The following is a 23586-nucleotide window of genomic DNA, read 5'->3' on the forward strand; positions in this document are numbered from 1 at the left end:
CGTTAGTCATCCGGGAAGAGGTTATCAAGACCAAACAAAACAGGCTTGGCAAATGCCGCTTCTACTTTAGCAGTGGTTTCCCCGAATCTATAAATATTCAGAGCTGTTTTGGCACGCGTGACGCCAGTATAAATTAATTTCGTTCTTCTAAGCGGGAATGTCGTAAGTCCTTCGGCGCCGAAAATGTGCACGCATCTGAACTCAGTTCCTTTTGAGGCATGTAGCGTCATAATGTGAATCAACGCCTCTCCGGAAAATGTCGCGTCAGAATCTACTCCGTGAGCGCAAATTTGGTCTTTTAAATGAGTGGCTTCAAAGTATTTTTTTACTTCAAGTCGATCTTCTTGTCGAGGGCAGAATATACCAATTGCTTCACCAGGAAACGCATCCAACTGAACTTCGATCAACTCAAGAATTTTATCGAGCTGCTCAGTCCGAGACTGGGACGGGTACAGAGTCGCTGAAGACGTTCCCTGAATGGCTGGATCATAATTGCAGGTAGATTCTAAAGTTACCCCTCCCTTCTTGGGAGGCATCAGCTTATCCGCGACCTTAGCGATTTCTTGCCCAATTCGAAAGTGACGGGTCAAACGATGCGCTTCAAGTCCGAGCGCCTCAGTAGTAGCCATACCGTTCTGATTATAAATACCTTGACGGTCATCGCCACATATACAGACTTTGTCTGAAAGCTCTAACAAAGCTGTGAGCTCACCAACAGAAAGATCTTGGGCCTCATCAACGAAGATAGCGCTGTACATTTTTTCTGAAGGCCTGGCTTCGTTCGCAGCTATCAGTTTCTGCAATGCTTCATTCCTAGCATTGTCATCAAAATCCCCCTCGCTCCACTTAACCTTACTTCCGAGATTCAGGTTTACATATTCAGCAAGCCAAGAGTGAAAAGTTTTAATTTGTTCAGCTCTTACAAAACCCTTCGCAACAGCTCCACTCCGGATGAAGTCAGCAAGAGAACGGGTATAGGTTATGAAAAGAATATCTTTTTCTCCACTCCCCACCATGACCTCAGCACGAAGAAGGAGCAAATTAGTCTTTCCAGAGCCTGGCGGGCCAGATAAAAGATAACGTCCTTCTATCGGCAACCTGATGAAGTCTTTTTGCGATTGATCCATTTCCTTTTTGCTTCGCCACCAATTACCGTTCATCGCTCATCCTTTTAACTTTGATCTGCTTTCCATAAAGTGATTCAATTGATCCAGCTACTGAATCATATGATTCAACGTCGCTGATGGCTGTCTCAACAATATCCGCTATAGATTCAGCAATAATACTGCCAGCATCATCTATGGCATCATCCATTGAAATGCTACCTATGAGCTTAAGATGCTCAAGCTCCACTGCAATAACTGATTCCGGTTGGTATATATATCCTGATGCAAGAATATCGACGGATCTCGCATAGAGACCAGCCTTCCAGTCAAAGCATATATGAGTCTCCACAACGATATGCTCACTATGAGCAAACTGGAAAATCAAAGCTTCTTTGTTGCTGGCTTTTGTATTGAATACGGTTAAGGGTAGATCGGTTCCGCAGGCGGAGATTAGTAATAGCTTAACCTTGTCAATTAATGACTCTTGAAATCGGCCTCGTTCAAAACTTAGTGCTCTTTCGGGATCGGTCTGCTTGTTTGGCCTGGATTTCAACCGGGCTCGAAGTTTATTAAGACCTACATTATGCTCCTGTACTTCAAAATCCAGCCAATTGACAAGTGTCAACCTAGCTTGAAGGTCTTTGCTCAAGCATTTAGCCGCAAGAGATTTCAAATAAATCAAGCGGCTGGGATTTCCATCTTTAAAGTTTGGTGGATTTAGAAGCACCGCTTTTGCGACGAGCCAGCGATTATCTGCTTCTATTTCAGCTCGGAATAAGGGCTCCTTCATTATCAAGTCATGTAAAACTGCGCCTACTTGATAAATGTTTAGCCCCTGCCATAGCTCACGCGAAGGTTCATCCAAACGAAACAAATATTCAGGGGAGCTATATTGAGCAGTAGCCAGAAATGGCCTTTGAGCACCTTGGTCAGTATCGGCTGCGCCGGGACCTGGATCAAACTCACGAACTACACCCAAATCTAAAAGTTTTAGTTTTTTCCAGCACTCTGAGACGTGGATGTTTTCCGGTTTGATATCTCGGTGTACTATGCCGTGCCCTTCAAGATAAAGAACGGCACTTACGAGCTGACGTATAAGTATTTCTACAGAATCATCAGGTACGTCTTTAAGTACCTCTTTTAATCTCGGCCATTCAACATATTCCATTTCAATGACAGCGGTATCGTCAAAGTTTTCTATCAAGAATGTTTGAACTAGGTGGTCGCAATCATGTTTTATGAGCCTGCGTTGCAGTCCTAGGCGTTCTTGTTCTTTTGAACCCTCTTCATTGCTAATGAATCGCGGATCGAAAACTTTAAAAGCTCGCTTTTCCTCACCATTGACTCCACGAAATACTGCGGCAGATCCACCAGCGGCAAGAAAACTGATCTCCCAACGCCTGTCGCTTTTTTTTTCAAGGTATCGCTCAAGCGTGATCTGTAACTCATCAATTTTTTCTTGTGACAAATCTGGCATACCTAACTCCTTTAGGCACTGGGCGGCTACAGATGTATAGATTGCCACCATTAGTGGCAGTCTGCCAAACCTAAAGCCTGCACACCCGTAGACGATTAAAACTTCCAGTAGCGGGTACCTTAGAGGCCGGCTGATTGCGCTTCTTGTCTTTCTTTCCCCATCCGTCGAGGCCGATTCGAGCGAGTGGCCGTATTCATGGCTTCATCGCCAACATATAGGTCGTTTAAGGTATTTGAAGTAACCCAAAAGCTTCACATTGACGCGGTTTGAAAAAAAGCAGCCGTGCTCTCCTCTGTGGAGTGTGGTGCGCATTTGTCCGGTCCATACAAGGTAGGCTGGATGCAACTCTTGCCTAGGGCGTCGACCTAGTTCGTAAGACAGCAATGAATGGGAAAGCACTGTACTGATGGGACGCGAGGCTTATGGTCTGATACATCAAAACACAGCCAAAAACTCATATTCGCTTGGTAATCTCTGTGTGAAGTACTACGGATTTCATTGCCCGCTGTGGAGCGGAAACGTCCGTTTATGACTGATTGCTTTTTGCTATTAGCAGGCTCTTGCCAAGTCGCCGTTACCGCGGAAATGGAGACGCCTCCTAAGACTAAGCAGGCGCCGAACAGTACACGGCGCCAATCTACTCAATGCACAATCTGCGCAAGAAACGCCTTAGCCCTCTCACTCTTCGGCGCCCCAAAAAACGCCTCCGGCGGCGCGTCTTCAACGATGCGCCCACCATCGAGAAACAACACCCGCTCCGCCACCTGCCGTGCAAACCCCATCTCATGGGTCACACACAGCATCGTCATCCCACTCCCCGCCAACTTCACCATCACATCCAACACCTCACTCACCATCTCCGGGTCCAGCGCCGAGGTCGGTTCATCAAACAACATAATCTTCGGCTCCATGCACAACGCCCGTGCAATCGCCACGCGCTGTTGCTGCCCACCTGAAAGCTGGCTCGGGTATTTATCCGCCTGATTCTCAATCCCCACCTTGGCCAGAAACCCCCGCGCCAACTCTTCAGCCTTTTTCCGCGATAACCCGCGCACGGTGATCGGTGCCAGGGTGCAGTTGTCCAGCACGCTCATGTGCGGGAACAGGTTGAAGTGCTGGAACACCATGCCCACCTGGCTGCGCACCTGGGCGGCTTCGCGGGTGTTTTGCGAGAGGTCGGTGCGGTCCACCAGGATGCGGCCTTTTTCGGCAATCTCCAGGCGGTTGATGCAGCGGATCAGGGTGGATTTGCCGGAGCCGGAAGGCCCGCAGAGGACGATGCGTTCGCCCTGGCGCACCTTGAGGTCGATGTCGTGCAGGACGTGGAAGGCGCCGTAGAACTTGTTCAGCCCGGCAATATCGATCACTACTTCACGTGGGTCGGCAGCGGGGCGGGCAGGCGCTTCGGATGCGGCGGGAAGCGGGGCGGTCTGGGTCTGCATGGCGGTTCTCCGTCGGTCAGTTGAAGCGCTCGGCGCGGTAGGGGGTGGGGTCGGTAAACGGGGTTTCGCCGGTGACCAGCTGCGCCAGCAGTTGGCCGCTCACCGGGCCCAGGGTCAGGCCGTGGTGGGCGTGGCCGAAGTTGAACCACAGGCCGGGGTGGCGCGGGGCGGGGCCGATCACGGGGCACATGTCCGGCAGGCACGGGCGGCGGCCCAGCCAGGGTTCGGCGTCGAGGCGTTCGCCCAGGGGGTAGAAGTTTCGGGCCAGGGCTTCGCAGCGGCGCAGTTGGATTTCGTTGATCGGGTCTTCACAGTCGGCGAATTCGATGCCGGTGGTCAGGCGGATGCCGCCCACCATCGGTGCCAGGACGTAGCCGCCCACCGGGTCGAGGATCGGGTGCTGCAGGCGGGTGCCGGGCAGGGCGGCGTAGTGCATGTGGTAGCCGCGCTTGATCGCCAGGGGAATGCGGTAGCCCAGGGGCTCGAAGATGCCGCTGGCTTGCGGGCCCAGCGCCACCACCACTTCCTGGGCGGTGATCGGGCCGAGTTCGCTCTGTACCTGCCAGCCGCCTTCGACCTGGGTCAGGGTCAGGGCATCACCGATGACGAATTGGCCGCCGCGCTGCTTGAACAGTTCGGCGTAGCCGCGGGTCAGGCCGCCGGGGTCGCTCACGGTCTTGGGGTCGAGCCAGTGCAGGCCGCCCACGATGTCGGGGTGCAGGCCGGGTTCCAGGGCCAAGAGTTCGGCGCGGTCCAGTACCCGGTAGTTGAGTTCGTAGTCCCGCAGGTCGGCGGCGGCGCGCTGGGCGAAGTCGAAGGCTTGCTGGTCGTTGAAGGCTTCGAGCCAGCCGCCGTCGGCGATCAGCTCCAGCATGTTGGCCGGGCGGGCCAGGGCCAGGTGTTCGGTGACGCAGCGCTCGATCAGCGGCAGCATGGCGCGGGTGGCGGCGGCCAGGCCCTTGGGCGAGGAGTGGCGCCAGTATTGCAGCAGCCAGGGGCCGGCCTTGGGCAGGTGGCGCAGGCTGTAGCGCACGTCCGATTGCTGGTTGAGGCCGTAGCGCACCAGCTTGGTCACTTCCCGGGGGAAGGCGTAGGGAATCACGCTGGCGCGTTCGATCAGCCCGGCGTTGCCGTGGCTGGTGCCGTTGCCCGGGGGCTGGCGGTCCAGCAGCACCACTTGGCGGCCGCGGGCCTGCAGGTGCAGGGCGCTGCTGACGCCGACGATTCCGGCGCCCAGAACGAGGGTTTGGCAATGCATGTTTCGGTCCTTATGACAGGGGCCGCGCGGCGGCCCGCTAAAGGGTTCAGTTCAGGTGCCGGCCCAGGCGGCCTTCCAGGTATTTGAGGCTGCGCCGTACCACTTCGACGATCAGCAGGTAGAGCACCGCGGCCCACAGGTAGATCTGGAAATCGAAGCTGCGGGAGAAGGCCAGTTTGGTCACCCCCATCAGGTCGTAGATGGTCACCAGGGAGGCAATGGCGCTGGCCTTGATCATCAGGATCAGCTCGTTGCCCAGAGGCCCGATGGCGATCAGCAGCGACTGCGGCAGGATCACTTTGCGAAACGCGGTCCAGCGCGACAGGCTCAGGGCCTTGCAGGCTTCGCGCTGGCCCTGGGCCACGGCCAGCAGGCTGCCGCGCAGGATCTCCGCCTGGTAGGCGGCGGTGTTCAGGGTGAAGGCCAGCAGGGTGCAGAACCAGGCGTCGCGGAAGAACCACCACAGGCCCACGTCCTGCCAGAAGCCTTTGAACGAGCCCAGGCCGTAATACAGCATGAACAGCTGGGCCAGCAGCGGCGAACCACGGAAGAAGTACACATAAGCCCCGGTGAAGCGCCGCAGGAACTGATTGCCGGACAGCCGCCCGAGGGCGATCAGCAGGCCGAGTACGGCGCCCAGGCTGAAGGAAATCGCCACCAGCTTGGCGGTCACCAGCAGGCCGTCGATAAAGCGCGGGCCGTAGCGTTCCAGCAGGTCCTGATTGAGGAACAGGTTCAGCAGGTCATCCAGGCTCATGGTTGCAGGCTCCGTTGCGCACGGTTGAAGCGCCGTTCAAGAAAGCTGAACAGGTGCCCCGACAGCGCCGAGAAGAACAGGTAGCCCAAGCACGCCACGCTGTAGAACAGCATGGGTTCCTTGGTCACGCTGACCGCGAGGTTGGTCTGGCGCATCAGGTCCACCAGGGAAATGGTCGACACCAGGGAGGTGTCCTTGAGCAGCGACAGCCAGTTGTTGGAAAGTCCCGGCAGGGCGATGCGCGTCAGCTGCGGCAGCAGCACCCGGCTGAAGGTGGTGCGGCGCGACAGGCTCAGGGCGCTGGCGGCTTCGTACTGGCCCTTGGGCAGGGTCTTGAACGCGGCCAGCCAGATCTCGCTGGAGAAGGCGGCGAACACCAGGCTGAAGGCTATCATCGCGGCGACAAAGGTGTTGATCGCCACTTCACCGGGGTAGCCCAGGGCGCCGAGGATCTTCTGCGCGGCGATCTGGCAGCCGTAGTAGATGATCAGCAGGGTCAACAGCTCCGGCAGGCCGCGAAACACCGTGGAAAAGGTCGTGGCCCAGGCCCGCGACCAACGGTTTTTCGAGCGTGCGGCCAGGGCTACCAGCAAGCCCAGGGGCAGGCCGATGGGCACGCAGGCCAAGGCCAGGGCGATGGTCACCAGGGCCCCGGCAAGCAGGGCCGAGCCCCAGCCGCCGCTGGCAAAGGACAGGAGTGACAGCTGTTCGAACATGCGCGAACCCTCTGGAGGATTGAACCGTGCAGGGCGCCGCCGCGCTCAAGGGAACGCGGGGGCAACGGCAGCGGCAAAGGCGGGCGGTCAGTAGATGTCGAAGGCGAAGTAGCGGCTGGAGATCTGCTTGTAGGTGCCGTCGGCGACGATCGCGTCCAGGGCCTTGTTCAGGCGCTCGCGCAGGGCGTTGTCTTCCTTGCGTACGGCGATCGAGGCGTCGGCGGTGGTGCCGTTGACGTCACCGATGATCTTGCAGCAGTCCTTGCCGGCGCTTTCGGCCCAGGCCAGCAGCGGGAACTTGTCGGCAATCACCCCGTCCACGCGTCCGGCGGCCAGGTCGCTGTTGGCTTCGTCCAGGGTCGGGTAGAACTTCACGTCGGCGCCGGCCGGGCCGTAGTGGTCCTCGGCGTAGATGGCCTGGGTCGAGGAGGCCTGGGCGCCCACGGTGCGGCCCTTGAAGTTGGTTTGGGCGTCGGTGATGTCCGAGTCCTTGGCCACGGCCACCGACAGCGGGGTGCGGTAGTAGTGGTTGCTGAAGGCGATCTTTTTCTTGCGCTCGTCGGTGGCGATCATCGAGGCCACCACGGCGTCGTATTTCTTCGCCAGCAGCGCCGGGATGATGCCTTCCCAGTCCTGGGCGACGATCTGGCATTCGACCTGCATCTGCTTGCACAGGGCGTTGGCGATGTCCACGTCAAAGCCGTGCAGCTGGTTGTTGGAGTCCACGTAGTTGAAGGGCGGGTAGGCGCCTTCGGTGGCGATCTTCAGGGTTTCGGCCTGGGCCGCGGAGGCGGCGAAGACCAGGGCGCAGGCACTGGCGAAGCGGACGACGTTGTTCATGGAGCACCTCGGTTATTTATTGTTTTGCGCGGGTGGACGATGTGTAGCCAACAAATTCGTTATGCAGGGCGGCCGTGGCTTCCAGGCGTTTTTCCACCTCGGGGCCCAGGTGCTTGCACACCTCGTTGATCAAGAGGTGAACCAGCGACAGCATGGCCGCGGTGGATTCCCAGAACAGGTTGAACTCGGTGGGCACGCGGAACACCTCGTCGGCGTTCTGCTCGGCCCAGTCGCAGAAGGTGTCGGTGACCAGGGTCACCGGAATCCCCGCCTCGCGAGCCTTGTGGCACAGGGTCAGGGCGTGGCGCGAATAGCGCCGGGCCTCGAACACCACCAGGGCGCAGTCTTCGGCGGGGCTGAGCAGTACGTCGGCGAAATGCCCGGCAGAGCCGTCCACCAGGTGTACGCCGTCGCGCAGGTATTGCAGCAGGTGGACCATGGAGGCGGCGATGCCGCGCTCGGTCTGGAACCCCGCCACGTACACCCGGCGCCGGCTGGCCAGGCGCTGGACCACGGTCTGCCAGGCCGGGGTCAGGCTGTATTCGTAGACCTTGACCAGCGCCGCCACTTCCAGCTCGAAACTGCGCGGTAGGCCCTGGGCCGCCGGGTTGGGCTGCTGGCGAAATTCCTGCAGGCGGTCGCCCACCAGCCACGGGCCTTCGCCGAGGTCGTTCTTCAGGTCGTTTTTCAGATCCTTGAAATGGCTGTAGCCGATGGCGCGGCAGAACCGGCCGACGCTGGATTCGCTGACGCCGAGTTTTTCGGCGATGTCGGCGGCGGTCTGGAAGGGCAGCTCGTAGAGGTTGGCCAGCATGTAGCTGGCAATTGCCCGGCCCGACGCGGTGGCGCTGGACAAGCTGCTTTCAAGGCGTTGTTTGATGGGCTGGCTCATGGCCGCTCCTTGTTTTTATTGACCGCTGGAAACGGAAAATGAAGGTTTTCTGTCATGAAGTCAACATTTGACAGTTAACTGGCGTGACGCGATAGTCAGGCCCCTTCCAATAACAATTCCAATGGAGCTGCAATGACCGACGCGAACCACGCGACCGTGGCGCAGGCTGATGCCGAGTACCTCGACCTGCCGGCCTTGACCGACTTGCTGCAACGGATTTTTCTTCGCCACGGCACCTCTGCCGAGGTGGCCCGGGTGCTGGCCGACAACTGCGCCCGCGCCGAGCGCGATGGCTCCCACAGCCACGGGGTGTTCCGCATCCCCGGTTACCTGTCGTCCCTGGCCAGTGGCTGGGTCAACGGTCAGGCCGTGCCGCAAGTGGAGGATGTGGCCCCCGGCGTGGTGGCGGTGGACGCCGCAGGCGGCTTTGCCCAGCCGGCCCTGGCCGCGGCCCGCGCGCTGCTGCTGAGCAAGGCCCGCAGCGCCGGGATCGCGGTGCTGGCGATTCGCAATTCCCACCACTTCGCGGCGCTGTGGCCGGATGTCGAGCCCTTCGCCGAAGAAGGCCTGGTGGCCCTGAGCCTGGTCAACAGCATGACCTGCGTGGTGCCCCATGGCGCTCAGCGCCCGCTGTTCGGCACCAACCCGATTGCCTTCGCCGCCCCCCGCGAGGGCGCCGAGCCCATCGTCTTCGACCTGGCCACCAGCGCCATCGCCCACGGCGATGTGCAGATCGCCAAGCGCCAGGGCCAGCAGCTGCCGCCGGGCATGGGGGTGGACCGCGACGGCCAGCCCACTTGCGACCCGGCAGCGATTCTCGACGGCGGCGCCTTGCTGCCCTTTGGCGGGCACAAGGGCTCGGCGCTGTCGATGATGGTGGAGCTGCTGGCGGCGGCGCTGACCGGTGGCAACTTCTCCTTCGAGTTCGACTGGTCACAACACCCCGGGGCGCAAACGCCGTGGACCGGGCAACTGCTGATCGTCATCGACCCCAACCATCTGGGCGGCGGGCATTTTGCCCAGCGCAGCGGCGAGCTGGTGCGGCAGATGCAAGCCGTGGGCCTGGAGCGCATGCCCGGCGACCGGCGCTACCGCACCCGGGCCAAATCGCTGGAGCACGGCATTCCCCTGGCTACCGCCGAGCTGGCGCGGTTGCGCGCGCTCGCGGGCGACGATAAGACGGGCGACGACTGAACGGCCGACGACTTAAGGACTTCATCCCTTCGCACCCGGGGCCATGAGCCCTTGGTGTTACTCCAGGTAGTGGGCCCGGTAGCGGTCCGGTCGTGGATCAGATTTGCCGCTCCCTGCCAGCCCCTCCAAAGCACTGGCAATCTGCCTCCAAGGCAGCCTGTCAGTGCCCTGGGGCCCTTTCGATAATCGCCTCCGACATTTCGTCCCCGTTTGCGGAGCGCGCCATGCATAACAATAAGAACTGCCAGTACCCTCTGATTCCGGCCCTGCTCGTCGGCCTGTCGACCCTTGGCCTGGGCACTGTCGCCGAAGCCGAGATCATGCTGTACGACAAGGACCAGACCACCTTTTCCACCGACGGCTACGTCAACGCCTTCTACGTCAACAGCGACGTCGACCGCGCCGGCGAGCAGTACGACCGCCGTCAGGCGCGGGTGAAGATGGGCTTTCTGCCCAACTACCTGGGCTTCAACATGGGCAAGCAGGTGGACGACCTCAAGCTCGGCGCCCGGGCCTCGTTCTGGGTGACCATCAACGACAGCGAAACCAACGGCACCGACACCGCCATCGACGTGCGCCAGTTCTACGGCACCGTGGCCAACCCGGAGTGGGGCGAGGTGCTGATCGGCAAGGACTTCGGCCTGTTCGCCCGCTCCAACATCCTGCTCGATGAAATGCTCGCCGGGTACGGCCAGGTCAGCGACAGCCTGGGGCTGGTGGACGGCGGCGGGGTGTCGTTCGGCAACATCGGCAGCGGTTACCCCTATCCCTTTCCGTCGTCGCAGATCACTTACCGCAGCCCGGTGATGGACGGCCTGCGGGTGGCGGTGGGCATCCTCGACCCGGTGGACACCAACGACAGCAGCGCCCTGGGCAAGGCCTACCAGAAGAACCCGCGCACCGAGAGCGAGGTCACCTACCAGTTCGACCTGGGCGGGGCCAAGTTCTACAGCTGGCTCAACGGCAGCTACCAGACTTCCGACAACACCGACCCCAACGTGCAGTCGGTGACCTCCAAGGGCCTGGGCTATGGCCTGCAGGCCAAGATGGGCGGCCTGTCCCTGACCGGTTCCGGGTTCCAGGCCAAGGGCATCAACCCGTTCTTCACCAACAATGCCGGCGAGGCCACCCTGCGCAATGTCGACAGCAAAGGCTACCTGCTGCAGGGCTCCTACAAACTGGGCAAGAACCGCCTGGCGCTGTCCTACGGCAAGACAAAGGACGACGGCAACGGCGTGGTCGGCAGCGGCGCCGATTACCAGACCCGGGGCGTGGCGCTGTTCCACGACATCAACGACAACCTCAAGCTGGTGGCCGAGTACAACCAGTTCGAGATCGACGGCCACCAGACCAATGCGCAGAACGAAAACACCGACACCTTCGCCGTGGGTGCGGTACTGACCTGGTAACCCCAGCGCCGGCCCTGGCGTGCGCATCGCGCCCGGGCCGGCGCCCCCTCCATTCCCCATATCTCCCGCATGTCCCGTAGGAGCCGGCTTGCCGGCGAAGCGGCCCGCCAGCCTTGCACCAAACTGGCCGACACTTTCGCTCGCAAGCCAGCACCTACGCCCATGGAACCGGCTACCCGCTACCCAAGTAGCATTCGTGCCCCGGGGCCGGCTTCGTACACTCATTGCTCAGATAACCGGCGCCGGAGGCGACGATGCAGCAAGCCCAGAGCGAGGGCGTGGTCAGTGCCATGTCCCAGGCCGTCGATCCGCAGCAGGTGGCCCAGGACCTGGCCAGCCAGTTGCTGCATCCGCACCTGGGCTTCGTGCTGTTTTTCTGCTCCGCCGAATACCCCCTGCACACCCTCGGCCCGGCCCTGCAACAGAGCTTTGGCGGCATCCCCCTGGTGGGTTGCACCAGCGCCGGGGAAATCACCCCCCTGGGCTACGGGCGCAATTGCGTGACCGCCATCGGCTTCGATCACCGGCACTTTTCCATCGCCGCCGAGCTGATCGACCAGATGGAGCACTTCAGCCTGATCGACGCCCAGCAGATGGTCGAACGCCTGGTGGGCCGCTGCCGCAGCAACACCCTGGCGCCGATCAAGGGCAACAGCTTCGCCCTGACCCTGCTGGACGGCCTGTCGAGCCGCGAGGAAATGGTCCTGGCTGCCCTCAGCGCTGCCCTGGGGGACATTCCGCATTTCGGCGGTTCGGCCGGCGATGACAACTACCTGACCCACACCCACGTGTATTACGGCGGCGAGTTCCACAGCGGCGCGGCGGTGGTGGTGCTGGTCAACACCTGGCTGGATTTCGAGGTGTTCACCACCCACCACATCCAGCCCCGGGAAGAAAAACTGGTGGTCACCGGCGCCGACAGCGCCTCGCGCCGGGTCTATGAACTGAACGCGGAACCGGCCGCCGAGGAGTACGCACGGCTGATCGGCGTGCCCCTGGCGCAGCTCGACCATCGGGTGTTCGCCGCCCACCCCTTGGCGGTGCGCATCAACCAGCACTACTACGTGCGCGCGGTGCAGCAGGTGCATCCGGACCTGAGCCTGAGTTTCTACTGCGCGGTGGAGAACGGCATCGTCCTCACCGCCATGACCCCCGGCCCCTTGCTGCCCAACCTGCAACAGCTGTTCGACGGTTTGCAGCAGCGCCTGGGCAGCCTGTTGCTGACCATCGGCTGCGACTGCTTTTTGCGCCGCCTGGAGCTGGAGGATCGCGGCAGCCTGGATGAGATCGGGACCTTTTTGCGGGATCAACGGGTGATGGGTTTCAACACCTACGGAGAACAGTTCAATGGCATGCACATCAACCAGACCTTCACCGGGGTCGCCATTGCCCGCAGTCGAACTCCGGCCCGCCGCTGAGCTGCAAGCGCAGCTCGACTGCCTGCAGCGCGAGAACCGCAAGCTGCGGCGGATCAACGCGGCGCTGATCGAACGGGTCGAGTCGGGCATCACCCGCGGCAACGACCCTTATGCGGCGTTCCAGCATTCGGTGGTGCTGGCCGAACAGGTGCGCGAACGCACCGACGCCCTGAACCAGGCCATGGCCGAGCTCAAGGCCGGCAACCATCTGCTCAGCGAGGCGCGGCTGCGGGCCGAGACGGCGCACCAGCACCTGATCGACGCCATTGAGAGCATCTCCGACGCCTTCGTGCTGTTCGACCAGGAGCAGCGCATCGTCCTGTTCAACAGCCGCTTCCGCGCCTTCTGGAGCCACAGTCGGGTGCGGATCATGGCCGGCATGCGCCTCTCGGAAGTGCGCCGGCTGATGACCAGCACCGGGCTGTTCAGCGAGGAACCGCGCAGCGCTGGCGACGAACAACTGCTGTATCGCCTGCACAACGGCCGCTGGCTGCAGGTCAGCGAGCGGCCGACCCGGGAAGGCGGGCGGGTGATCCTGTTCACCGACATCACCGAGGTCAAGCACAGCGAAACCCTGCGCCGGGAACAGGCGGTGGCGCAGAAGTCCCACCTGCTGCAACGGGCGGTGGACAACCTGTCCCAGGGCGTGGCCATGGTCAATGCCGAGGGCATCCTCGAACTGTGGAACCGGCGCTTCCTGGAACTCAGCGGGCTGGCCCCGGTGGCCGCGCACCGCTTGTTTGCCGAGGTCATCGGCGACAGCGAGCTGAGCCTGCTGACCCCCGCCAGCCGCGACGGCAATGGCCGGGTGATCCATGAATGCGAGCAGCGCCTGAGCGACGGCCGGGTCCTGGAGATCCGCACCCATCCGCTACCCACCGGCGGTTTCGTCAACACCTTCACCGACATCACCGAGCGCTACCAGCACGCCGAGGCCCTGAGCGAGAGCGAGCGCTGGATTCGCCTGATCACCGACCATGTGCCGGCGCTGATCGCCTACCTCAATGCCGATCTGGTGTATGAGTTCACCAACAAGGTCTACGAGGAATGGTACTGCTGGCCCCGCGGCGTGATGCTCGGCCAGAGCCTGCGCGAGGTGCACAGCGAACAGCACTACCAGCGCCTGGAGAGCTATGTGGAACGGGCCCTGGCCGGGGAGAGCGTGACCTTCGAATTCGCCGAAACCAACATCAACAACCAGGAGCGCTACATGCTGCGCTCCTACGTGCCCAACCGCCTGGCCAATGGCGAAGTGGTGGGGATCTTCGTGCTGATCCGCGACATCACCGAACGCCGGCGCACCGCCGAGGCGCTGCATCAGGCCTACCAGAACCTGGAGCTGCGGGTACGCGAACGCACCGCCGAACTGACCACCCTCAACCAGCAACTGCTGCGCGAGATCGAAGAGCGCAGCCGGGTCGAATCGCGGCTGCGCGAGGCCAAGGCCGAGGCTGAACGGGCCAACCTGTCGAAGACCAAGTTCCTCGCCGCGGTCAGCCATGACCTGCTGCAACCCCTGAACGCCGCGCGGCTGTTCACCAGCGCCTTGCTGGAGCGTCGCGATCCCCAGGCCAGCAGCGCCCTGGTGCGCAATGTCAGCAACTCCCTGGAAGACGTGGAAAACCTGCTGGGCACCCTGGTGGACATCTCCAAGCTCGATGCCGGGGTGATCAAGGCCGACATCGCGCCCTTTGCCTTGAGCGAACTGCTGGAAAACCTCGCCGCCGAGTACGCCCAGGTGGCCCGCAGCGAAGGCCTGGAACTGCACTTCGTGGCCTGCTCGGCCCTGGTGCGCAGCGACATCCAGCTGCTGGCGCGGATCCTGCGCAACCTGCTGAGCAACGCCATCCGCTATACCCGCCAGGGCCGCGTGGTGCTGGGCTGCCGGCGCCAGGGGCACTGGCTGTCGATTGAAGTCTGGGACAGCGGCATGGGCATTGCCGCCGAACGCCTGGAAGAAATCTTCCAGGAATTCAAGCGCGGCGAAGAACAGCGCCCCGACCAGGATCGCGGCCTGGGCCTGGGGCTGGCCATCGTCGAGAAGATTGCCGGGATCCTCGGGCACCGCATCGGCGTGCGCTCCTGGCCGGGGCGCGGTTCGGTGTTCAGCGTGCAGGTGCCGATCAGCGCCAGCGCGCCCTTGCCGGCGCCGCGCCCGGAGCTGGGCGACGCCCTGCTGGAGCGTTTGCACGGCGCGCGGATCTGGGTGCTGGATAACGACGCGGCGATCTGCGCCGGCATGCGCACCCTGCTCGAAGGCTGGGGCTGCCAGGTGATCACCGCCTTGTCCGAAGAAGACCTGGCGCGCCAGGTCGACGACTACCGCGCCGACGCCGACCTGCTGATTGCCGACTACCACCTGGACCACCAGCAGAACGGCATCGACGCCGTGGCACGAATCAACGCCCGCCGTGCCCTGGCGATCCCAGCGATGATGATCACCGCCAACTACAGCAACGACCTCAAACAGCAACTGCGCGAACTGGGCCACACCCTGATGCACAAACCGGTGCGCCCGATGAAACTCAAGACCGCCATCAGCCACCTGCTGACGCCCCCCCTGTAGCCGCTGCCGCAGGCTGCGCCCGGCTCCGCAGGAGACGCCAACCCTGGCCACGCGGTCCACCAGAACAACCCGCGTGACCCGATTCACCGCTCCGGCTTTGGTTGCGATGGATGCGCCGGTCTTCAGAATCGCAGGAAGGGCCTTCGGCCCTTGTCGCAGCCTCGCCGAAGGCTCGGCAGCGGCTACAGGACTTGCAGGGCGCGCAAGGCTTCGTGTAGCCGCTGCCGCAGGCTGCGCCCGGCTCCGCAGGAGACGCCAACCCTGGCAACGCGGTCCACCAGAACAACCCGCGTGATCCGATTCACTGCTCCTGCTTTGGTTGCGATGGATGCGCCGGTCTTCAGATCGCTGGAAGGGCCTTCGGCCCTTGTCGCAGCTTCGCCGAAGGCTCGGCAGCGGCTACAGGACCTGCAGGGCGCGGAAGGCTTCGTGTAGCCGCTGCCGCAGGCTGCGCCCGGCTCCGCAGGAGACGCCAACCCTGGCAACGCGGTCCACCAGAACAACCCGCGTGATCCGATTCACCGCTCCTGCTTTGGTTGCGATGGATGCGCCGGTCTTCAGATCGCTGGAAGGGCCTTCGGCCCTTGTCGCAGCATCGCCGAAGGCTCGGCAGCGGCTACAGGGGTTAGCGGCGCAGGTAGGCGCCGAAATCGATATCACCGGCGCTGAGGATCGCTTGCACTCGGTTGTGCACGTTGAGCTTGCGCAGGATCGCCGAGACGTGGGCCTTCACTGTGGTTTCGGCAATGTCCAGGGTGTAGGCGATCTGCTTGTTGGATTCGCCCTTGGTCATGCGTTCCAGCACCAAAAGCTGTTTGCGGGTCAGGGCCTGGAGCAGTTCCGGGGGGAAGCTCGGGGTCTCGCTGTTGCGGCGCCCCGGCTGGCTTTTCTGGGTGCGGATGATGTCCGGCGGCAGGTACACGTTGCCGTTGAGGATCTGTTCGATGGCCTCGGTCATTTGCGAGCGCGCCGAGGATTTGGTGATGAAGCCGACGGCGCCGTAGGTGATGGCCTGGAGCACGATCTGCTTGTCCTGCTCGGCGGAGACGATCACCACCGGAATGGTCGGCGCTTCGTTGCGCAGGGTGATCAGGCCGTTGAGGCCGTGCATGCCGGGCATGTTCAGGTCCAGCAGGATCAGGTCGAGGTCGTCGTGCTCCTGGGTCAGGGCCAGGGCGCTGTCCAGGTCGGCGGTTTCCATCACCTCGCTGCCGGGAAATCCGTCGCTGATGACGTTGTGAATGGCTTCGCGAAACAGTGGGTGATCGTCGGCTATCAGAATTTTATACATGGCCTTTCACCTCGTTATTGTGATTGTGCGGGGGCGCGCTGGCGGCTTCAGGGAAAGGCTTCCGGCTGGGCCGCCACCACGGGCAAGCCGGCGGCCTCCCAGGCGTCCAGGCCGTCGCGATACCAGTAGAGGGAGGTATAGCCCAGGGCTGCGGCGCGTTTTACCGCGTTCCAGCTCAGCCAGCAATCGGCGCGGCAATAAAAGACCAGCGGTCGTTGCAGGTTGCCGGCGCTGAGCTGTTGCAGGTAGCGGCTGAAGTAGTGCTGCCACTCGGGGCTCAGCTCGCCGTCGCCGGTATTGGCCAGCCAATGGCTGCCGGGCAGGTTGGCGTGGGGCTCGCTGTCGATGAAGCGGCCTTGCAGCCATTGCCGGCGATAGACGTCGATCAGCAGGGGTTTGGGTTGCGCCTGGAGCAGGGCCTGCAAACCCTGGGTGTCGATGATCTGCGCGACCTCGATCTGCGTGGGCGTCGGGCTGCGGTAGAGGCGGGTGCGATAGCCGTCGGCGGAAAACAGCGGCGTCTCGGCCTGGGCCATTCCCAGGGTCAGGCTCAGGGACAGCAGGGCCAGGGTCTGCAGGGCACGGGGCATAAGGGGGTTGTCCTTCTTGTTATGCGCCCATTACATGCCAGCGCGGGGGCATTTGTGAATGCGACCATCGACAGCAAAAGCAGTACCAAAGTCGTAGGTCCTGGCTGGGTGACGCTCTTGTACTTGTCTGTCGCCGCTGCCGCAGGCTGCGAACGGCTTGGGCGGCATCCGACGGAGGAGACGCTAGACCTGTCGACGCGGTCCAGCAGGACAGTCCACCGGGTTCTCTTCACAGCTATGTGCCGGTCTTTGCATCGCTGGAAGGTCCTGCGGACCTTGTCGCAGCCTCGCCGTAGGCTCGGCAGCGGCTACAGGCGAAGCAGAGATTGCGGAGATTGCAGGGCTTCGTGTAGCCGCTGCCGCAGGCTGCGAACGGCTCCGGAGGAGACGCTAAACCTGCCGACGCGGTCCAGCAGGACAGTCCACGGGCGTCGATGCACCGCCATGGCGTTGGTTGCGATGAATGCGCGGGCCTTCGGATCGCTGGAAGGGCCTGCGGCCCTTGTCGCAGCCTCGCCCTAGGCTCGGCAGCGGCTACAGTGGCTCTTTATCTGGAGATAGCTAGGCGGTGCTTTTGCGCAGGGCGGCGTGTTGCGGGTTGAAGGTCAGTACCGCCAGCAGGGAGAACACCAGGGTCAGGCCCAGGCACACGGCCAGGGCCAGGAGGTTGAGGCGTTGATACAGGGCGAAGCGCACCAGCTCCACGGCGTGGGTGAAGGGGTTGAGGGCGCACAGCCAGTACAACCAGGGGCTGGCGTCGAGCATCTTCCACAGCGGGTACAGCGCCGAAGACAGGAAGAACAGCGGGAAGATCACGAAGTTCATCACCCCGGCAAAGTTCTCCAGTTGGCGGATGGCGTTGGACAGCAGCAGCCCCAGGGCGCTGAGCATCAGGGCCACCAGCAGCAGGGCCGGCAGCGCCGCCAGCAGGCCCATGGCCGGCGGCTGCACGCCATACAGCCAGGCCACGGCGAGGAAGGCGTAGACCTGCAGCAGCGAGATCAGCGAGGTGGCCAGCAGCTTGCTGGCCAGCAGGAAGGCCCGGGGCAGGGGGCTGGTGAGCAGCACGCGCATGCTGCCCATTTCCCGGTCGTAGACCATCGACAGCGAGCCCTGCATGCCGTTGAACAGCAGGATCATGCAGGCCAGCCCCGGGACGATGTAGACCTCGTAGGGAATGTAGGTGCTGTAGGGTTCGATGATGGCGATGCCCAGGGCGGCGCGAAAGCCGGCGGCGAACACCAGCAGCCACAGCAGGGGCCGCACCAGGGCGCTGAGAAAGCGTGTGCGCTGCAGCACGAAGCGCAGCCATTCGCGCAGCACGATGCCGCGCAGGCACTGCCAGTAGGCGTTCATGCGAGCGGTTCTCCGATCGGCGCCGGGCGCGGCTGGGGATTCTGGGTCAGGCGGGCGAAGGCGGTGCCCAGGTCGCCGCCTTGTTGCTGGCTGATGGCGCTGGCCAGGCCACTGGCCACCAGGCGCCCCTGATGCAGGATCAGCAACTGGTCGTCGGCCTGCACTTCGTCCAGCAGGTGGGTGGTCCACAGCACGCTCAGGCGCTGTTCCTGGCACAGCTGGCGAATGTGCCGGTTGAGGGCCAGGCGGCTGGCCGGGTCGAGGCCGGCGCTGGCTTCATCGAGCAGCAGCAGGCGCGGTTCATGCAGCAGGGCGCGGGCGATCTCCACCCGTCGGCGGTGGCCGCCATTGAGGGCGCGCACGCTCTCCCGGCGCCGTTCGGTGAGGCCCTGGCGCGCCAGTTCGGCGTCGATCCGCGCCTGGCCCTGGCGCCGCGACAGGCCGTGCAGCGCGGCGTGGTAGTGCAGGTTCTGCTCGACGCTCAGGTCCAGGTCCAGGGTGCTTTGCTGGAACACCACGCCGAGCTGGCGCAGGGCGGCCCGGGCGGCGTTGCGCAGGGAGCAGCCGCCGACGCGGATGTCGCCCTGCTGCAGGTCGTAGAGCCTTGTGAGCAGGGCGATCAGGGTCGACTTGCCAGCGCCGTTGGGCCCCAGCAGGGCGGCAAAGCGCCCGGGAGCCAGGCTCAGGCTGACCTGATCGAGGGCCTGGCGCGGGCCGTAGGCGAAGCTCAGCTGGCTGACCTCCAAAGCGTTCATGGGGTCACCACCACGCCCCAGGGATAGCGCCCGACCTTCACCGACTTGAGCACCTTGAGGCTGTTGACATCGATCACCGAGACATCGCCGCTGACCCCGTTGGTGGCCAGCAACTGGCTCTGGTCCGGGGTGAATGCCAGCTGCCAGACCCGGCGCCCCACCAGCAGGTAGTCGAGGATCTCGTAGGTCTTGGCGTCGATCACCGCCACATGGTTGGCCGGGCCCAGGGCGACGAAGGCGTACTTGCCGTCGGCGCTGAGCTTGATGCCCACCGGCTGCACCTTGTCCGGGTGCACGCCCTTGATCTTGAAGTTCAGGGTCTTGAGCACCTGGCGCGTGGCCACGTCGAGGATGGTCACGGTGCCGCCGATTTCCGCCGAGGCCCAGAGCCTTGAGCCGTCCTGGTTGAACTCGACGAAGCGCGGGCGCTGATCCACCAGGGTGCTGTCGGCCAGGGTCTGGGTGCTGGTGTCGATCCAGTGCAGCATGTTGGTGGTTTCGCTGGTGTTCACCGCCCACTTGCCGTCGGGGCTCACCGCCATGCCCTCGGGCTCGACCCCGACGTTGATCTGGCCGAGGACCTTGGCGGTCTCGGTGTCGATCACCGTGACCAGCGCATCGTCCTCGTTGGACACGTACAGCCAGCGGTTGTTGGGGTGCAGGGCGAACTGCTCGGGGTCCTTGCCGGAGGGCAGCTCCTTGATGATCTTGCGGGTGGCCACGTCCATCACCTGGACCCGGTCCGAATCGCTGGCGCAGATGTACAGCAGCTTGTTGTCATGGGACAGCAGCAGCCCGCGCGGGCGCTGGCCCACCGGCAGGGTCTGGGTGACTTCCAGGGTCTGCAGGTCGATCAGGCTCAGGCTGTTGTCCTTTTCGTTGGAGACCCAGGCCGTGGCGGCCATGGCGTGCCCGGCGGCGAGCAGCAGGGCCGCGCAAAGGGCGGAGCGGCAGAGAAGAGGGCGGCGCATGGCGGATTCCTTGTTGTTGTGGTGATCGGATCAGGGGTAGCGGCAGGTCACTTCGGGGCGGTCGTAGCCCAGGCTGTCCATTTCGTTGAAGGGGTGCAGGAAACCGTCCTGGGGCGAGGTGCTGACCAGGGCCCGGGGCTGCACCAGGGGAATCGGCTGGCGCAGTTCGCCGTTCCACGGCCGGTAGCTGAGCTTGCGGCCCTTGAAGCCGTCCAGCGGCAGCTGGTCGCTGAGCAGCAGCGTCTGCAGGGCCCGCGGGTCGGCCTGGCGCAGTTTGCTCACGGCGCTGGCGACGCTGCGCACGGCCATCCAGGCGGCGAAGTCGCGGTCGTTCATCCAGCGCCCGGCCTGGGCTTCGAAGCGCTTTTGCAACTGCGCAGCGCCGAAGGTTTCCACGCTCTTGTGCCAGCCGGTGGGGGTCAGGCCCTGGGTGCCGGCCACCGGGCGCGGGTACCAGGTCTGGTAGGGCAGGTATTCGCCGAAATCGCCGCGCTCGTCGGCCACCAGCACCACGTCGTATTCGGCGGTCTGGGTGAACAGCGGCATGTCGGCCTGGGCGCTGCGGCGCTGGTCGTTGTCGAAGCTCCAGGCTTTCTCGGCGACGATCTTCAGGCCGAAGCGCTGCATGGCCCGGCGCAAGGCGTCGGCGTAGGCGCGGTCATCCTCGGTCTGGCCGACGATGAGCAAGGCCCGCTGCCATTTGCGCAGCACCATGAACTGCACCAGGGCGTCGGCCAGCATCGCCCGGCCGGGCAGGCTGTGCAGCACGTTGCCCAGGCACTGGCTGCTGCGCAGGGCATCGTCGGGGCTGCCGGCGTTGAACAAGAGGCTGTCGGGCAGGGCGGCGGACAGTTCCCGCAGGCTGGCCGCCGGGGCATTCACCACGAACAGCCGCAGGCCCTGGTCGTGCTGGGCCCTGGCGGCTTGCAGCAGCGCCTCGGGGCTGTCGACGCTGGCGCTGTCGAGCTGGAACTGCTGCTTGAGAAAGCGCCCGGTGCTGTTGCTGTCGACAATCGCCAACTGGGCGCCTTGCAGACCGGCGTCGGCGGGCTCGGGGATGATGTTGGACAGCAGCGGGCCGGGGTCGGGGCGATAGCCCAGGTAGCCGATGCGCACCTGCAAGGGTTCCTCGCTGGCCTGGCTGGCGCTCAGGGGCAGCAGGAGCGAGGCCAGCACCAGCAGGCAAGTCGGGATAAGCGGGGCAGGCTTGTGCATAGGGCGCTCCACGGCAGGTGGCGCCAGCATAGGAACAGCGTCGGGGCGGGGAAATATGCAGAAAGTAGCGCCCGGGCAGTACCAAGGTAGTAACCCGGCGCGGGCGCGGTGGTCTTAGCATGGTCCCAGCGGCCTCGATCCTGGCCTGAATCTGCCCCGAACCCTGAGCCCGAACCTTGAGAGCGACGCCCATGCGCATCATCAAAGTGCTGCTCCTGCCCTTGCTGCTGATCCTCAGCCTGATCGGCGTCGATCGCCTGCACGGCCCGCGCCCGGTCGTGCCCCTGGCGGTGCCGCTGGTGCCGGGGCGCTAGGCATGTCGGCGCTGTGGCGGATCAACCTGTGGGTCACGGCGTTCTTTGCCGTGGTGACCCTGGCCTGCGCCGGCTTGCTGCTGCATCAGGCGGTGGCCGATGTCGAGCGTGAACTGCAGTCCGCCGAAGCGGTGGTGGAGTACTTGAGCGACAGCGCCGAGCGCAACCCGGCGGGGCTGCAACCGCATCTCACCCAGAGCCTGCGTCATGTGCGGGTGCACTGGCTGGGGCCGGACGAGGCGGCGCGCATGCCGGAAGAGGCAGGGCTGGACGCCTGGCTCGGCCGCCAACTGTTCAGTGACCGTCGCCACAGCGCCCGCGAACTGGACCTGGGCGATGGCCGCCGGGTGCTGATCGCCGTGGACGCGCGCGACGAGATCGATGAAGTCTGGGATTCCCTGCAACAGCTGTTGAGCCTGTGCGGCCTGGCCCTGCTCCTGAGCCTGCTGACCATCCGCTGGGCAGTACGTCGGGGCATGGGCTTGCTGGATGATTTGCTGCGGGCCTTGCAGCAGGTGTCCGGCGGGCAACTGGCGGTGCGCCTGCGCGAAGCCGGGCTGCCGGAAGCGCGACAACTGGCCGGACACTTCAACCGCATGACCGCGACCCTGGAGCAGACCCGGGCCGACAATGCACAACTGACCCAGGCCCTTCTGGCGGTGCAGGAGCGCGAACGCACCTACCTGGCGCAGACCCTGCACGACGACCTCGGGCAATACCTGGCGGGCATCCGCGCCCAGGTCTGCCTGCTGCGCATGGTCAGCGGCCAGCCCACGGTGGTGGAACACACGGCCCAGGCCCTGGAACTCAATTGCGAACGCTTGCAGCAGGGCTTTCGCGCCCTGGTGCAGGACCTGTACCCGGTGGTGCTGCAGCACCTGCCGCTGGCCGAAGCCTTCGGCCTGCTGGTGAGCCAATGGCAGGACAGCCAGGGCATCGACTGCCAATTGCGGGTCGGCGCCGACCTGCCGGCGTTGCCCGACGCCAGCAAGACCCACCTCTACCGCCTGCTGCAAGAAGCGCTGACCAACGTCGCCCGGCACGCTGGCGCCAGCCAGGTGCGGGTGCGCCTGCAACGCAGCGCCCGGGGCCTGCGCCTGCTGGTGCGCGACAACGGACGCGGCGCACGCCAGCCCCAGCGCCCCGGCGTCGGCCTGCACTCGATGGCCGAACGCGCCCGCAGCCTGGGGGGCGAACTGCACATCCTCAGCCGTCCTGGCGCCGGTTGGGCGCTGGCCTTGAACATGCCCGTGGAGGCCTGATGAACATCTTGTTGGTGGATGACCACGCCGTGGTTCGCCAGGGTTACGCCAGCCTGCTGCGGGCGGTATTGCCGGCGATGCAGGTGCGCGAAGCGGCCAGCGGCGAAGAAGCCCTGACCCGGGTCGCTGAAGAAGTACCGAACCTGGTGATCATGGATTTCGGCCTGCCGGGCATCAGCGGCCTGGAGACCACCCGCCGCCTGCGCCAGCGCCTGCCGCAACTGCGGGTGCTGTTTTTCAGCATGCACGACGAACTGCCCCTGGTGCGCCAGGCCCTGGAGGCCGGCGCCTCGGGCTACCTGACCAAGAACTCCGCGCCCCAGGTGCTGATCGAAGCGGTGCACCGGGTGCTGGCCGGGCACGCCTACATCGAACAGCCCCTGGCCACCCAACTGGCCTGCACCCCGGCGCAGAACGCCAGCGACCCGCGCTTGCAGAGCATGACCCAGCGCGAGCTGGAGATCTTCGTGATGCTGGCCAAGGGCACCCCGGCGCGGGTGATTGCCGAGCAGTTGTGCATCAGCGCCAAGACTGTGTCGAACCATTTGACCTTGCTCAAGAGCAAGTTGCAGGTCAGCTCCCATGCGGAGTTGGTACATTTGGGGATTGATATGGGGGTGGTGCGGGTGGCGGGGTGAGGGGGGGGGCAGTTGGGGCTAGGGGATTGAGGGCGTATCCGGTGCTGTGGTTATGGCGGTTTTGCCCTTACTACGGAGATTGGGATGGAGTACATATCCGTTGCTGCGGGTGCGGCCAC

21 protein-coding genes are annotated in these 23586 nt (G+C 63.5%); 7 read left to right on the forward strand and 14 right to left on the reverse strand.

Translation table 11 applies throughout. The features are described from left to right. Nucleotides 1-2 precede the first annotated feature (2 nt). From J5M73_RS28250 to J5M73_RS28285, 8 genes are all read right to left on the reverse strand, one after another. Nucleotides 3-1160, reverse strand: coding sequence for an ATP-binding domain-containing protein (locus J5M73_RS28250; protein WP_207816648.1), 1158 nt, complete (start codon nt 1158-1160; stop codon nt 3-5). Continuing rightward, nucleotides 1150-2583 (reverse strand): protein kinase, encoded by a 1434-nt coding sequence (locus J5M73_RS28255; protein WP_207816651.1) that lies wholly within the window; start codon nt 2581-2583, stop codon nt 1150-1152. Before J5M73_RS28255 ends, J5M73_RS28250 begins: the two co-directional genes overlap by 11 nt. A 641-nt stretch (nt 2584-3224) precedes the next feature. Beyond that, nucleotides 3225-4025, reverse strand: a complete 801-nt coding sequence (locus J5M73_RS28260) for an amino acid ABC transporter ATP-binding protein (RefSeq protein WP_243433967.1) — start codon at nt 4023-4025, stop codon at nt 3225-3227. A gap of 16 nt (nt 4026-4041) precedes the next feature. Beyond that, entirely contained in the window at nt 4042-5283 is a 1242-nt protein-coding gene (locus tag J5M73_RS28265) for an FAD-binding oxidoreductase (RefSeq protein ID WP_207816654.1), read from the reverse strand. A gap of 46 nt (nt 5284-5329) precedes the next feature. Beyond that, nucleotides 5330-6040: an ABC transporter permease gene (locus tag J5M73_RS28270; protein WP_207816656.1), complete on the reverse strand. Its 711-nt coding sequence runs from the start codon at nt 6038-6040 to the stop codon at nt 5330-5332. Next, the gene (locus tag J5M73_RS28275) at nt 6037-6756 is read right to left on the reverse strand and encodes an ABC transporter permease subunit (RefSeq protein WP_207816658.1); all 720 of its coding nucleotides are present in this window, start codon (nt 6754-6756) and stop codon (nt 6037-6039) included. The genes J5M73_RS28270 and J5M73_RS28275 overlap by 4 nt, the downstream gene beginning before the upstream one ends. A gap of 87 nt (nt 6757-6843) precedes the next feature. Then, nucleotides 6844-7596 carry a transporter substrate-binding domain-containing protein gene (locus J5M73_RS28280; protein WP_060838505.1) on the reverse strand — a complete coding sequence of 251 codons (753 nt, stop codon included), beginning with the start codon at nt 7594-7596 and terminating at the stop codon, nt 6844-6846. Between the two features lie 16 nt (nt 7597-7612). Then, nucleotides 7613-8488: a MurR/RpiR family transcriptional regulator gene (locus J5M73_RS28285; RefSeq protein ID WP_060838506.1), complete on the reverse strand. Its 876-nt coding sequence runs from the start codon at nt 8486-8488 to the stop codon at nt 7613-7615. A gap of 132 nt (nt 8489-8620) precedes the next feature. On the opposite strand from J5M73_RS28285, the gene J5M73_RS28290 reads away from it, so the two are divergent. The 4 genes from J5M73_RS28290 to nahK all read left to right on the forward strand — a co-directional run bounded on the left by J5M73_RS28290 (nt 8621) and on the right by nahK (nt 15075). Further along, a complete protein-coding gene (locus tag J5M73_RS28290; protein WP_207816660.1) occupies nt 8621-9682 on the forward strand; it encodes an Ldh family oxidoreductase in 1062 nt (353 codons plus the stop codon). Between the two features lie 224 nt (nt 9683-9906). Beyond that, entirely contained in the window at nt 9907-11091 is a 1185-nt protein-coding gene (locus tag J5M73_RS28295; RefSeq protein ID WP_207816662.1) for a porin, read from the forward strand. Between the two features lie 254 nt (nt 11092-11345). Beyond that, nucleotides 11346-12509: a nitric oxide-sensing protein NosP gene (gene nosP, locus J5M73_RS28300; protein ID WP_207816664.1), complete on the forward strand. Its 1164-nt coding sequence runs from the start codon at nt 11346-11348 to the stop codon at nt 12507-12509. Beyond that, a complete protein-coding gene (nahK, locus tag J5M73_RS28305) occupies nt 12439-15075 on the forward strand; it encodes a hybrid sensor histidine kinase/response regulator NahK/ErcS' (RefSeq protein WP_207816673.1) in 2637 nt (878 codons plus the stop codon). Before nosP ends, nahK begins: the two co-directional genes overlap by 71 nt. Before the next feature lie 625 nt (nt 15076-15700). Here the strand turns inward: nahK and J5M73_RS28310 are convergent. From J5M73_RS28310 to J5M73_RS28335, 6 genes are all read right to left on the reverse strand, one after another. Further along, nucleotides 15701-16366 (reverse strand): response regulator transcription factor, encoded by a 666-nt coding sequence (locus J5M73_RS28310; RefSeq protein ID WP_092316068.1) that lies wholly within the window; start codon nt 16364-16366, stop codon nt 15701-15703. A gap of 47 nt (nt 16367-16413) precedes the next feature. After that, nucleotides 16414-16956, reverse strand: a complete 543-nt coding sequence (locus J5M73_RS28315) for a PQQ-dependent catabolism-associated CXXCW motif protein (protein ID WP_207816675.1) — start codon at nt 16954-16956, stop codon at nt 16414-16416. Nucleotides 16957-17517: 561 nt separating this feature from the next. Further along, nucleotides 17518-18312: an ABC transporter permease gene (locus J5M73_RS28320; RefSeq protein WP_207167392.1), complete on the reverse strand. Its 795-nt coding sequence runs from the start codon at nt 18310-18312 to the stop codon at nt 17518-17520. Continuing rightward, nucleotides 18309-19067: an ABC transporter ATP-binding protein gene (locus J5M73_RS28325; RefSeq protein ID WP_102861810.1), complete on the reverse strand. Its 759-nt coding sequence runs from the start codon at nt 19065-19067 to the stop codon at nt 18309-18311. Before J5M73_RS28325 ends, J5M73_RS28320 begins: the two co-directional genes overlap by 4 nt. Next, complete coding sequence (locus J5M73_RS28330; protein WP_060838514.1) at nt 19064-20038, reverse strand: YVTN family beta-propeller repeat protein; 975 nt, start codon at nt 20036-20038, stop codon at nt 19064-19066. The genes J5M73_RS28325 and J5M73_RS28330 overlap by 4 nt, the downstream gene beginning before the upstream one ends. A 30-nt stretch (nt 20039-20068) precedes the next feature. Then, nucleotides 20069-21253, reverse strand: a complete 1185-nt coding sequence (locus J5M73_RS28335) for an ABC transporter substrate-binding protein (protein WP_207816677.1) — start codon at nt 21251-21253, stop codon at nt 20069-20071. Between the two features lie 191 nt (nt 21254-21444). Between J5M73_RS28335 and J5M73_RS32120 the strand changes: the two genes are divergently transcribed. Genes J5M73_RS32120 through J5M73_RS28345 form a run of 3 tightly spaced genes read left to right on the forward strand, consistent with a single transcriptional unit; the run spans nt 21445 to nt 23467 of the window. Continuing rightward, the gene (locus J5M73_RS32120; protein ID WP_019092738.1) at nt 21445-21567 is read left to right on the forward strand and encodes a hypothetical protein; all 123 of its coding nucleotides are present in this window, start codon (nt 21445-21447) and stop codon (nt 21565-21567) included. 2 nt (nt 21568-21569) lie between these two features. After that, nucleotides 21570-22829 (forward strand): HAMP domain-containing sensor histidine kinase, encoded by a 1260-nt coding sequence (locus tag J5M73_RS28340; RefSeq protein WP_102861808.1) that lies wholly within the window; start codon nt 21570-21572, stop codon nt 22827-22829. Beyond that, on the forward strand, nt 22829-23467 hold the full coding sequence (locus J5M73_RS28345) for a response regulator transcription factor (protein ID WP_060838517.1): 639 nt from the start codon (nt 22829-22831) through the stop codon (nt 23465-23467). The genes J5M73_RS28340 and J5M73_RS28345 overlap by 1 nt, the downstream gene beginning before the upstream one ends. The last annotated feature ends 119 nt before the right edge of the window (nt 23468-23586 follow it).

It is taken from the genome of Pseudomonas sp. 50_B, assembly GCF_017491625.1.
GTDB lineage: Bacteria > Pseudomonadota > Gammaproteobacteria > Pseudomonadales > Pseudomonadaceae > Aquipseudomonas > Aquipseudomonas danubii.